Below are 12,406 nucleotides of genomic sequence, written 5' to 3' on the forward strand. Positions count from 1 at the left end.
CTGCTCATGGATCAAAGTTGGGGGCTAAGCCCCGGATTTCAAAGGGGCGGCGGGCTGACCGCGCGAACCCCACTCACATCGTGGCAGGCAGCGACCAGTCGATGGGCTCTTCGCCATGTGCCACGAGGTATTCGTTGGCCTTGCTGAAATGCCCGCAGCCAATGAATCCCCGATGGGCCGACAGGGGCGACGGATGGACCGATGTCAGCACGCAATGCTTCCTGCGGTCGATGAGCTGGCCTTTCTTCTGTGCGTAGGAACCCCACAGCATGAAGACGATGCCCTCGCGCTCCCGATTCAGCGCTTCGATGGCGGCATCGGTGAAGCCCTCCCAACCTTTGCCCTGATGGGCGTTGGCTTTGCCCTCTTCCACCGTCAGCACGGCATTGAGCAGCAGCACGCCGCGGTCGGCCCAGGCAGTGAGGCAGCCGTGGCGAGGCGGAGGAAAACCGAGGTCGCGGTCGATCTCCTTATAGATGTTGACCAGCGACGGCGGCGTCCGCACGCCGGGGCGCACTGAAAAGCACAGGCCGTGGGCCTGCCCTGCCCCGTGATAGGGATCCTGCCCCAGGATCACGACCCGCACCCTGTCGAAGGGCGTGCGGTCGAAAGCGGCAAAGATGTCGGGGCCGGGCGGGAAGATGGTTTTGCCCGAACGCTTTTCCTCACGAAGGAAATCGCCCAGAGAGCGCATGTCGGGGCGATCCAGATAGTCGCCGATCCTCGCCTTCCACGAAGGCTCCAGTTTCACCCGATCACTCATTCGGATGCGGCCCTGTGTTCGCGCAGGTGCAGCGCGACGCGAAGCTGGAACAAGAGCTTGGTGATGAGCAGTTTTTCTTCAATCGGCTTTTCCACCAGATCATTGGCCCCGGCGCGCAACAGCGCTGCCTGGTTGGCCGGATTTTCGTCGCCGGTCATGATCAGAACGGGCAGGCGGCCCTTGCCATAGCCAAATTCAGTACGGATGCATTCGACGAGATCGCCGCCGGTAAGCTCGCCCTTGAGACTGACATCGGTCAGCACGATGTCCGCCCCCACCTCGCCCTTGTGGCGCGATTCAGTCAGGCGGGTGATGGCGTCTTCCGCGCTGATGACGTGGTGCACGGTGAGGCCATATTTCTCCATCATCCGACGGGTGGCCAGGGCGACGACGCGACTATCTTCCACATAGAGCACCTCGCCTTCGGCGCCGCCCTCAGGACGGACGTAGCCCCGGATGAACTCCGCCAGCGCGCCGAATCCCAGCGACTTGTCGAAGTAATCCGTGACGAACTCGCCCAGTTCACGCCGGTGCAGGCGCGCCTCCACGTCGCCGGACACCACGACGATGGGCATGTAGATCTGCGGCGCGGATTCACGCACGAAGCGCGCCAGCTCCAGACCGTCCATGTCGGGCAGGCGCAACGCGATGGTCACGAAGTCCATCACTCCACGCTGCAATTCGATCTGCGCTTCGGCGCCGGTGCCACAGCCGATGACTTCGACGTCGGGCATTTCGGCAGTAACCACGCGGGTAATCAGCTGGCGGACGACCCGGGATCCGTCGACCACAAGGATTCTCGGCGCCGCCCCCGCAGCACGCGAGCCAATCTGACGATCCATTCCCCCTCCCCCAACTTCAGGCCGCGGCCGCGCGGCGTAACTGACGGGCGCTGACCAGACGCGCTCCCAGCCAGCCCAGCACGGCCGAGACCAGCGGAACCACCAGAAGCAACCATGCCGGCAGACCGCCGAACGTAACACTGCCATCGTACGCGGCCGCGAGTCGCGCAACCGGGCCGGCCATCGCAAGTTCGAGCAATACCGCCAGCGCAACGGCGAGCACGCCCGCGAACAGGCCGAGCCAGATGCCTGCATACAGATACGGGCGCCGCACGAACGACCGGCTTCCGCCGATCAGCAACAGCACGCCAATTTCTTCCGAGCGACTCTGGATGTCGACGCGAATGGTGTTGCCCACGACCAGGAGCGCCGCGATGGACAGCAGTATGGCCAGCACCGACACGGCGCGCGTGCCGACGCTCATCAGTGCATCAAGGCGCTGACGCCAGGAGCCGCTGTCCTGCACGAGATCCACGCCCGGCATGTCGTGCATGGCTTTGATCAGCGCATCGACAGCCTCCGCCGACTGGCCGGGCCTGGGCTGGACCTGGAGAACAAACGGCAAGGGATTGCTGTCCAGCGCCTGCATGGCGCCGGAGAAGCCCTGCATCTGGCTCAGTTCGTCCATGCCGTCCTTGGGCGTCTTGATGGTGACCTCGGCCACGTCCGGACGTTCGCGCAGCGCGGCGGCGGCCGTCTCGGCGCCGCCTGCATTCTGGCTGGACTTGAGGAAAACGCTGATCGACTGGTTCCGACCCAGCGTGTCGCTCATGCGCTGGACGTTGCCCAGCAACAGATAGAACGCCAGAGGCAGGGCCAGCGCGAAGCCCATCACGGCGATGGTCAGCGCGGTACCCAGCGGGCGGGCCCGCAGACGCTTGAAGCTGGAAGCGAGGCTCCACAGGTGGTGCTCGCGCCAGGCAGAAAAATGCTGCGGGCCGCTGCGCTTGCTCGGCGCAGGTTCGGCACGGCGAGGTTCGCGGGTCGCGTTCATACGATCTCCGTCGCGGGCACGTCGGCCATCAGGCGGCCGTGATCGAGAACGACCACGCGCTTCTTCATCCGCTTGATCAACATCAGGTCATGGCTGGCCACAAGAACGGCTGTGCCTACCTGCTGGAATTCGGCGAACAGGCCCATGATCTCCATGGCCAACTGCGGGTCGAGGTTGCCGGTGGGTTCGTCGGCGATCAACACGGAAGGTTTGGCCACAATGGCGCGGGCGATACCCACGCGCTGCTGCTCACCCGTGGAAAGTGCGGACGGCAACTGCTTCTCGTAGCTGAGCAAACCGACTTTTTCCAGGGCGGCACGCACGCGACGACCGCGATCAGCGGGAGCCACGCCGGAGATGACCAGCGGCAACTCCACGTTGGCAAACACGGTGCGGTCCAGCAGCAGACGGTGATCCTGGAACACCATGCCGAGTTTGCGGCGCAGCCTGGGGACATCGCCGGGGCGAACGGTCGAGAGATTCTGGCCGTCCAGCGTCACGATGCCGTTGGTCGGGCGCTCAATCAGCGCCAGCAACTTGAGCAGGGTGCTTTTGCCCGCACCGGAATGACCGGTGACGAACGCCATTTCGCCGGCCTCGACCTTGAACGACACATCGCTCAGGGCCTGATGGTTGCCCTCGTATCGCTTGCTTACCAGATCGAAACCGATCACCGAATCACCCATGCGCAGCACCAGCGCGAAGCATACGGGATGCAGACAGGCCTTGGGGGAACGGCACATAAGCGGCAACGGCCACGACGTGCGACCACCTGAACGACATGAGGCCCGGCAAGCCTCCGCGTGAGCGGGGCTTACCGGGCCTCATGGAACCGACCGGATGGCCGGGCTCGAGCTTACTTGCCGCCGAACAGACGACCCAGGCGCTTGAAGAAGCCGACCTTCTCTACAGCCGGCGCCGACTGCGACGGACGAGCAGGAACGGCAGCGACGTGACGCGACGGACGCTTCTGCTCGCTGCCCTGCGCGTTGTCACGGCGAGGACGCTGTTCACGCTCGCCGTGCGGACGCGCTTCGGCATTGCGCGGTGCGCTGTTCTCGCCCGTTGCGCCTTCCTGGCCACCCCGGCCCTTGCCACCACGCCGGCGACGACGCTTGCGCGGGGCAGCACCCTCAGCAGCAACGGCGGCGGCAGCGGCGGGAAGATCAGCCACGGTCTCGGCGACAACGACCGTGGTGACCGGCACTTCGGTCGATGCAGCCGGCTTGTCTTCACGGGGCGGACGCGGGGTGCGGGGGCCACGCGAGCGCTCGCCCGGACGACCGCCACGACCACCCGCCGACGCACCGCGACCACCCTTCTCCGGCGGCGCGCCGCGGGTGGGGATGTGGCCGCCATTGTCGTTGTCTTCCACTTCGTCCTGCAGGCCATCGGCACGCGGACGCGGAGCGGGCATCACCAGGAGTTCGGCGTCGATCGACGCCGTGGGAATTTTCTGGTTGATGTAGGTTTCGATGTCCGGCAGCGCCATCGCGTACAGGTCGCACGCGAAGCTGATGGCGTCGCCTTCCGCACCCAGACGGGCTGTACGGCCGATACGGTGCACGTAATCTTCGGCGTCCTGCGGGAGGTCGTAGTTGAATACGTGGCTGACGGCCGGGATGTGCAGGCCGCGCGCGGCCACATCGGTGGCCACCAGCATGTCGATCTGGCCGTCCTGGAAACGCTGGAGCAGCTTCTGACGCTTCACCTGCGGCACGTCACCGGAGATCGCACCCACGCGATAGTTGTGACGCTTCAGGCGATCCGTGATGCGCTCGGCGGCGGCCTTCGTGTTGACGAAGATGATGCTGCGATCGACGCCGGTGCGCTCCAGCAGGTTGAGCAGCAGCGGCATCTTTTCTTCCTTGGACGGGAAGTAGATGACCTGACGAACGCGGTCGGCGGTGACGTTTTCCGTCTCCACGACCAGCTTTTCGGCGTTGTGCATGTGCTCGTAAGCCAGCTCCAGCACGCGGTGGCTGAGGGTGGCGGAGAACAGCAGCACCTGGCGGGCTTCACGCGCCGGCAAACGGCGGAAGATGAAGCGCACGTCCTTGATGAAGCCAAGGTCGAACATACGGTCGGCTTCGTCGATGACCATGACTTCGACGCTGCCGAAGCTGAAGACGTCCTGCTTGTAGTAATCGAGCAGGCGACCCGGCGTGGCAATGATGATGTCGCAGCCGTCACGCAGCTGCTGGCGCTGCTTGTCGTAATCGACGCCGCCGTAAATCAGCGCGGTGCGCAGGCCGGTGTGGGCGCCAATGGCCTTGGCGTCTTTCTCGATCTGGATCGCCAGCTCGCGGGTCGGGGCGATGACCAGGGCGCGGGGGTCGCTGTCCTTGCGGTCAACGTGGGCCGGCGTGCTCAGCAGGCGATTCATCAATGCCACGAGGAACGCGCAGGTCTTGCCCGTGCCAGTCTGGGCCTGACCCGCCACGTCACGACCGGTGAGGGCGACGGGCAACGTCAGCGCCTGAATGGGCGTGCAGCGGGTGAAGCCGGCATCGGCGAGACCCTGCTGAAGCAGGGGATGAAGATCGAGGTTTTCGTAAAAGATGTCAGTAAGAACGGTTTGGGACATGGGTAGGTAATGACCGGATCGGGCGGCCGCGAAGGCGGGCGCCGGTCCCATGGGGCCAGGAGGGCCAGGGACGGTGGGGTGATCCGACGACAACGTCGGGAGGTGGCGGCGGCAAAGCCCGGTTGGCTTCGCCTGCCGGCGACACGCTCCTGGCATCAGGCCGGAGGCGGGCGGCGCTTGGCGCCCGACCCGACAGTTCCCGCTGGCATAGGTCAGGAGGCTTCGTCCGCAGGCTGAACGCCCGCGAGCCACCTCACCTATGTCAACGGAAACCGTCCGCCGGCGCCCTTGAATCGCTTGAATCGCGCCCCGAGTTGCGTTGGAATGAAGCACAGGGCCGCAATGGCCAAAGGCTTCCGTCCCGGTTCAAACCGCGCAACAAGGTTCCATAAGTGTAGCCGAAGCAGGCCGCGCGGTCGTCAACCCCTCTTAACAACTATCTGGAGAACGCGGTGAGCGATCTGATCACCCATGTGAGCGACGAGGCCTTCCAGCGCCACGTCCTCGATTCCGAGACCCCCGTCCTGCTCGATTTCTGGGCGGAATGGTGTGGTCCCTGCAAGTCGATCGCCCCGATCCTCGACGAATTGGCGGCCGAGTATCAGGGCAAGCTGAAGGTCGTGAAGATCAACATCGACCAGAACCAGCAGACCCCGCGCCAGTTCGGCGTGCGTGGCATCCCCACCCTGATGGTATTCAAGGGCGGCAAGGTGGAAGGCACGCAGATTGGCGCCGTCGGCAAGGGCGCGTTGCAGGAACTGATCAAAAAGGTGGTCTGACCACCGATTCCGCGGTGAGGCGCTTTACGGGGCGCCTCACCCGGTGCTAGGCTCTTTCTGGTTCGCCAGGACTGTTCTGTCCTCCCTTCTGGGCGAACCCCCTCCTTTTTCTTCCAACGGCGCCCCGTGAGGTTTGCCCGTGTCCGATATCGAAACCAAGAATTCCAACGACGCCACCAGCGCCGGCACCCCGCCTGCGGCCGAACCGCGCCCCCGCGCGACCCGCAGCAGGGCGAAAGCCGCTGTGGATGCTCCGGCACGCAGCGCGGACGCCACTCCGGCGGCTCCGGCTGAGCCGAAGGTCGTCGCTCGTCCGCCCGCTCCCCCAGCACCGGCACCGGCACCGGCACCCGCTCCGGCACCCGCGCCGCAGGCTGAGCTCGCGCTCGGCGGCGGCTCGCAGGACGGCAACGTTCAGACCCGCCCGCCGGAGCCTCGCGAAGGCAACGGCAATGGCAGCGCTCCCCAGCCGCAGGGCCAGGGCAGCGGTCAGGCTCAGAACAACAGCCCGAACCCGAACAATCAGGGTGGCGGCCAGAATCAGCAGCAGAACAACCGCAACGAGCAGCGCGAAGGTCGCGATGGCCGTGGCCGTCGTCGCCGCAATGAGCGTGGCAGCAACAACAATAACCAGCAGCGTCAGGGTGGTGGCAACAATCACCCGCGCAACAACAACGGCTATCCCGTCGATGACGACGAGAACGCCGACGCTGGCAGCAACGATCGCCTGATCAACCTTACCGAACTCAAGCGCATGAACTCGGTCCAGCTTCTGGACTTTGCCGAGTCGCTGGGTGTCCGTGAAGGTGTGGCCCGCCAGCGCAAGCAGGATGTGGTCTTCAATATCCTGAAGGCGCATGCCCGCTCCGGCGGCGGCATCTGGGCGGAAGGCGTGCTGGAAATCCTGCAGGACGGCTTCGGCTTCCTGCGCTCGGCCGATGAGTCCTATCTCGCCGGCCCCGACGACATCTACGTGTCGCCCAGCCAGATTCGCCGCTTCAACCTGCGCACCGGCGACTACATCACCGGACGCGTGCGTCACCCGAAGGAGGGCGAGCGTTACTTCGCCATGCTGAAGGTCGACGACATCAACGGCGATCCGCCGGAAGCGTCGAAGAACAAGCTGCTTTTTGAAAACCTGACCCCGCTGTTCCCGCGCAAGGCATTCAAGCTGGAACGCGGCAACGGTTCGACCGAGGACATCACCGGCCGCATTCTGGACCTGGTGGCGCCGATTGGTCGCGGCCAGCGCGGCCTGATCGTCTCGCAGCCGAAGTCCGGTAAGACGATGATGCTGCAGAACGTCGCACAGGCGATCCAGTACAACCATCCGGACGTCCATCTGATCATGCTTCTGATTGATGAACGCCCTGAGGAAGTGACGGAAATTGCCCGCACCGTTCGCGCCGAAGTCATCAGCTCCACGTTCGACGAGCCGGCAGTGCGCCACGTGCAGGTTGCCGAAATGGTCATCGAGCGCGCCAAGCGCCTGGTTGAGCACAAGAAGGACGTGGTGATCCTGCTCGACTCCATCACCCGCCTCGCCCGCGCCTACAACACCGTGGTTCCCAGCTCCGGCAAGGTGCTGACCGGCGGTGTGGATGCCAACGCACTGCAGCGCCCCAAGCGCTTCTTCGGTGCCGCGCGCAACGTCGAGGAAGGCGGCAGCCTGACGATCATCGCCACGGCGCTGACCGACACGGGTTCAAAGATGGACGAGGTGATCTACGAGGAGTTCAAGGGCACGGGCAACATGGAAGTGCACCTGTCCCGCCGCATCTCCGAGAAGCGCGTCTATCCGGCCATCGACATCAACCGTTCGGGCACGCGCCGCGAAGACCTGCTCATTGAGCCGGACCTCCTCGCGAAGATCTGGATCCTTCGCAAGCTCCTGCACCCGATGGACGAACTGGGCGCCATGGAGTTCATGCTTGAGCGCATGAAGAACACCAAGTCGAACGACGAGTTCTTCGCCTCGATGAAGCGCTGATCCGGCGATTCATGAAGAAAGGGCCGCCTCCGGGCGGCCTTTTTTTGTCTGCGGCTCGTCGTGGGCACCCTCCTTCACATCCCGCTCTCTTTACTGCCGGGGCCTCCCGGTACAGCAATGGTTTCCATTGCCACCGGCAGGCGATACGCTGCGCTCCGTCGTGCCTTTTGAAGTCGCCCGGTCGCCCCCATTGAGGGCGCTCCTGAAGGCCAGCCATCGTCAAGGAAGTACCCGTGTCCATTCCCTCCGCCGCAAAGAGCACGCCGATTGGCGACCGCAATGAACTGGTCGACTACCTGGCGCAGGGAGAGAAGCCACGCGACGCGTGGCGTATTGGCACGGAGCACGAGAAGTTCGGTTTTCACACCGACAACCTGCGGCCGCCCACCTTTGAAGGCGAGCGCGGCATCCGGGCGATTCTTGAAGGCGTGGCCTCGCGCTACGGCTGGGATATCGCACGTGAAGGCGAAACGCCCGTCGCCCTGACCCGCGGCAAGGCCAACATCACACTGGAACCGGCGGGCCAGCTGGAACTCTCCGGCGCTCCCCTGGAGACGATCCACGACACCTGCGTGGAAGTGATGACCCACCTGGACGAAGTGCGATCCGTGGCCGACCCGATGGGCATCGGCTTCCTCGGCATGGGCTTCCAGCCAAAGTGGCGCCGCGACGAGATGCCGTGGATGCCCAAGGGCCGCTACAAGATCATGCGCGAATACATGCCCAAGGTCGGCTCGCTCGGTCTGGACATGATGACGCGCACCTGCACCGTGCAGGTGAACCTCGATTTCGCCTCCGAAGCGGACATGGTCAAGAAGTTCCGCGTTGGCCTGGCGCTTCAGCCCATCGCCACCGCACTTTTTGCCGATTCGCCATTCACCGAGGGCAAGCCCAACGGCTATCTGTCGTATCGCTCACATGTGTGGACGGATACCGACAATGACCGCACGGGCATGCTCGATTTTGTGTTCGAGGACGGCTTCGGTTACGAGCGGTACGTGGACTACATCCTCGACGTACCGATGTACTTCACGTATCGCGATGGCAAGTACGTCGACCTGTCGGGCCAGGACTTCAAGCGCTTCATGAAGGGCGAACTTCCCGCCCTGCCCGGCGTGAAGGCCACCATGAAGGATTGGGCAGACCACCTGACCACCGCCTTCCCCGAAGTACGCCTCAAGCAGTACCTGGAAATGCGTGGTGCTGACGGCGGCCCGTGGAATCGACTGTGCGCGCTGCCCGCCTTCTGGGTCGGCCTGCTGTACGACGACGAAGCACTGGATGCTGCGTGGGACCTGGTGAAGGACTTCTCCCGCGAAGAACGTCATGCGCTGCGCGACGGCGTTCCGAAGCATGCCCTCAAGCTGCGCTTCCGCCAACACACCGTGCGCGAGCTCGCGCTGGAAGCGCTGAAGATCGCGAAGGGCGGACTACAGCGCCGCGCACGCATCAACAGCAAGGGCGCTGACGAGTCGGTCTACATTGATCCGCTTTTTGAATTCGCGCTGGCTAACCAGACGCCCGCCGAGCGCAAGCTCGAACTTTTCCACGGAGAATGGGCCGGCAGCGTCGACCCGGTTTTCCGTGAATTCGCTTACTGATAAAGAAGACTTTTTCCATGATGCTTTCCGAGGAAAAACTGGAGCGGCTGGACGCCCTGCTGTCCAGCACTGATCGCTTTTCCATCGAGACCATTGATGGCCTCTTCAGCGCAGCGATTACAGGCCCCGCCGAAGCGCAGCTGGAAGATTGCATCGCCATCCTGGACGCCGACAGCGTCAAGCCCTGGGCATCGGCGGCCGACGAACGGGAAGCCCACGCTCTGCTGGAGGCGCTTTGGAAAATGATCGCCTGGCGCGTCAGCCGCGACCCGGACGACCTGGAAGACGAGGCCATGCCGCTGCTCGACATGCCCATCGAGTTTGAAGAACTGGACGATATCGACCAGTACAAGGGCGACTTCCCGATTGCCAGCGACTGGGCCGTCGGTTTCCGCATGGGCGTAAAGGAGTGGGTCAGCGAGTGGTCGGAGCTGGAAGATGACGAGACCAGCCAGTTCCTGGGCATCGTGACCACGCTGTCCAGCGATCAGGCACCCTCAGGAGTCGACGAAGATGGCGCAAAGCTGCCCTCCTTCAAGGAGCGCATGACGCTGCTCAACGTCATCCCGCATTACCTGTCGGCATTTCACCGTCGACGTGTACGCGCCGCCCATCCCGGCACCATCCGCCACGAGGGCGACAAGGTTGGCCGCAACGACCTGTGCACTTGCGGCAGCGGCAAAAAATACAAGAAGTGCTGCGGCGCCGGGTAACCTCGCCGCCGGCACACAAAGCAGGCAACACCATTTGCCTGGTTGCAAAAAAAAACCTCCCCGTCGCCGGGGAGGTTTTTTGCTTTTACGAGGAAGCGACGCTTAGAACGCGTACTTCGCCGAGAAGCTGAGCAGGTTGCCCTTGTCATCGTTCTCGCCGACCAGCAGGTCGTTGGTGGCGCTCTTCGCGCCGCCGATGTGTGCGCTGTTCACGAAGATGTGAGCAAAGCCGGCGTTGAGTTCAAACTTCTCGGAGGCCTTGTAGCCGACACCGAACGAGATCCACTGACGGGTGGAGTCAGGCACGCGCGGCGAGCGGGTGTCGTCGTAGGTCGGGGTGCTGTCGATGGCCACACCGGCGCGCAGGGTCAGCTTGTCGTTGACGTAGTACTCGCCACCGACCGATGCGAACCAGCTGTTGCGCCAGTTGTAGACTTCGACGCTGGCCGGCTGCGACGGGTTGCCGTAGTTGACGCGCAGTTCCTTGAAGGAATCCCACTTCGTCCACGACAGGTCCATACCGAGACCGAACTTCACGTCCTGATGCCAGAAGCTGGCGGTTGCCACGGCCGGGGTGGTGAAGCCCGCGGTACCGGTGGTGTGGGTGAACGGGGCCTGGCCCGAACCCAGCAGCGAACCGATGGCCGGGTTCGACAGAACGGCGCTGACGTTGACCGGCACGGTGTAGTTGGCGGTGCCTTCCAGCGTGTGGTCGATCTTCGAGCGGTAGTTCAGAGCAATGCGATCGTTCGCGGTCAGCTTCCACAGACCGCCGAGCTGCCAGCCGTAAGCCCAGTCGTCACCCTTGATGCGGGCGGTACCGTCGCTGCCCGGCGGGACCACGGTGGCCCAGGTGGTGGCCAGAGCGCGGGCCTGCGCGGCCGGGATCTGGCCGGAGGCTGCAGCCTGCTGGATGAGACCCAGGCCGACGCTGTTGAAGTTGATGGCGCTGGTCAGTTCGGCGCTGGTCTTCTGTGCGATGGCACTGACGCCGAGCGAGAAGTCGTCCGTCACGTCGTAGGACAGCGACAGGGTAGCGTCCAGCGACTTGAAGTCGGACTTCACGCCGTTGTAGCGGCCAACCCAGTTGGAGTCATATTCGGTCTTGAAGCCGAACGGGGCGGTGAAGCCCACACCCGCGTGCCACTTGTCGGCGAACTGGGTCGCGAAGTAGATGGCCGGAACCGGGATGGTCGTGCCGGCGTCGCCGCCGTTGCCACCGGTGAGCGGACGGCCCTGGGCGTCGGTGCCCGTGCCGTGGAACTTGGTGCTGAAGTTGATGCCCGTGATGTCAGCCTGGAAGACGTTGCCCTTCAGGAGGGTCATCGCTGCCGGGTTGTTCACGATGGCCGAGGCGTCGTCACCCGCGGTCGTGGAGCCGGCGAATGCGCGGCCGAGCGCCTTGGCGCTGTTCTCTTTCAGCTGGAAAGCGCTCGCATGTGCAGCGTGCGGGGCAATCAGGGCACCAGCGATGGCGACGGTAAGAGCTGCAAGTACCAGCGGACGGGTACGGCTGAGGAAATTCGGCTGCATGCGATTAGGCTCCTGCGTTTCTTCGGGCTGGGCGTGACGACGCAGCGAAATTCTCACCGCATTCATACGCGCGTTTAACATCTTGGCGTGGAACTCTGACGGGATTGACAGCGATTTTGCAAGTGCTGGTGCAACAAAGCCGAAATGTTGTTGTCGAACGCGCGCCACCCTCACATGTAGTGTTGGTAAGATGACCTGCCGAGCCGCCTGCGAGACGACGCTTATGCAGTGCTATGTCTATGCCAGCCAGCGAAAACCCGACACATACGTATGGCTCTCGCGTCGCGAGGGCTACGATCTGCTGCCCGAGCCCCTGGCCCTGCTGCTCGGCGACCTGCGCTTCATCCTTGAGGTAAATCTCACTCCGCAGCGAAAGCTGCCACATGAGGACACCGAGCGGGTGCTTGAAACCCTGGGTCAGAACGGCTGGTATCTGCAGTCGCCCCCCAATGAAACGCTGAGCGTCTGCAATCAGCCCAACCACAACCGCGAACTGAACATCGACGAAGACGTCGCCCGCATCTGACCCGGAACCGGTTCCTATGTGCTGTGTGTAGCGTCGGTTAACACGACGTTACCGCGCAGGCGTTTCGCGCTCCGTATA

10 protein-coding genes and 1 pseudogene are annotated in these 12,406 nt (G+C 63.9%); 5 read left to right on the forward strand and 6 right to left on the reverse strand.

The window, feature by feature from the left end; all coding sequences use genetic code 11:
- Positions 1-73 precede the first annotated feature (73 nt).
- From ung to FHW69_RS04310, 5 genes are all read right to left on the reverse strand, one after another.
- On the reverse strand, positions 74-763 hold the full coding sequence (ung, locus tag FHW69_RS04290) for a uracil-DNA glycosylase (RefSeq protein WP_183421759.1): 690 nt from the start codon (positions 761-763) through the stop codon (positions 74-76).
- A complete protein-coding gene (locus tag FHW69_RS04295) occupies positions 760-1,605 on the reverse strand; it encodes a response regulator (RefSeq protein WP_183421760.1) in 846 nt (281 codons plus the stop codon). The genes ung and FHW69_RS04295 overlap by 4 nt, the downstream gene beginning before the upstream one ends.
- A gap of 16 nt (positions 1,606-1,621) precedes the next feature.
- Complete coding sequence (gene ftsX, locus FHW69_RS04300) at positions 1,622-2,599, reverse strand: permease-like cell division protein FtsX (RefSeq protein ID WP_183421761.1); 978 nt, start codon at positions 2,597-2,599, stop codon at positions 1,622-1,624.
- On the reverse strand, positions 2,596-3,285 hold the full coding sequence (gene ftsE / locus FHW69_RS04305; RefSeq protein ID WP_183421762.1) for a cell division ATP-binding protein FtsE: 690 nt from the start codon (positions 3,283-3,285) through the stop codon (positions 2,596-2,598). Before ftsE ends, ftsX begins: the two co-directional genes overlap by 4 nt.
- Before the next feature lie 170 nt (positions 3,286-3,455).
- On the reverse strand, positions 3,456-5,186 hold the full coding sequence (locus FHW69_RS04310) for a DEAD/DEAH box helicase (protein WP_183421763.1): 1,731 nt from the start codon (positions 5,184-5,186) through the stop codon (positions 3,456-3,458).
- Between the two features lie 410 nt (positions 5,187-5,596).
- Between FHW69_RS04310 and trxA the strand changes: the two are divergent.
- The 4 genes and pseudogenes from trxA to FHW69_RS04330 form a co-directional block, all read left to right on the forward strand.
- A pseudogene (gene trxA, locus FHW69_RS04315) lies at positions 5,597-5,965 on the forward strand (thioredoxin TrxA); the annotation flags it as partial.
- A gap of 139 nt (positions 5,966-6,104) precedes the next feature.
- Positions 6,105-7,955 (forward strand): transcription termination factor Rho, encoded by a 1,851-nt coding sequence (gene rho / locus FHW69_RS04320; RefSeq protein ID WP_183421764.1) that lies wholly within the window; start codon positions 6,105-6,107, stop codon positions 7,953-7,955.
- A gap of 233 nt (positions 7,956-8,188) precedes the next feature.
- Positions 8,189-9,556: a glutamate--cysteine ligase gene (locus FHW69_RS04325; protein WP_183421765.1), complete on the forward strand. Its 1,368-nt coding sequence runs from the start codon at positions 8,189-8,191 to the stop codon at positions 9,554-9,556.
- A gap of 17 nt (positions 9,557-9,573) precedes the next feature.
- Positions 9,574-10,269: a UPF0149 family protein gene (locus FHW69_RS04330; protein WP_183422273.1), complete on the forward strand. Its 696-nt coding sequence runs from the start codon at positions 9,574-9,576 to the stop codon at positions 10,267-10,269.
- A 102-nt stretch (positions 10,270-10,371) separates the two neighbouring features.
- On the opposite strand, the gene FHW69_RS04335 is transcribed toward FHW69_RS04330, so the two are convergent.
- Positions 10,372-11,802, reverse strand: a complete 1,431-nt coding sequence (locus FHW69_RS04335) for an outer membrane protein transport protein (RefSeq protein WP_183421766.1) — start codon at positions 11,800-11,802, stop codon at positions 10,372-10,374.
- Positions 11,803-12,025: 223 nt separating this feature from the next.
- Between FHW69_RS04335 and FHW69_RS04340 the strand changes: the two genes are divergently transcribed.
- Positions 12,026-12,328 carry a YcgL domain-containing protein gene (locus FHW69_RS04340; protein WP_183422274.1) on the forward strand — a complete coding sequence of 101 codons (303 nt, stop codon included), beginning with the start codon at positions 12,026-12,028 and terminating at the stop codon, positions 12,326-12,328.
- Positions 12,329-12,406: the final 78 nt, after the last annotated feature.

Source organism: Luteibacter sp. Sphag1AF (genome assembly GCF_014192715.1).
Taxonomy (GTDB): domain Bacteria; phylum Pseudomonadota; class Gammaproteobacteria; order Xanthomonadales; family Rhodanobacteraceae; genus Luteibacter.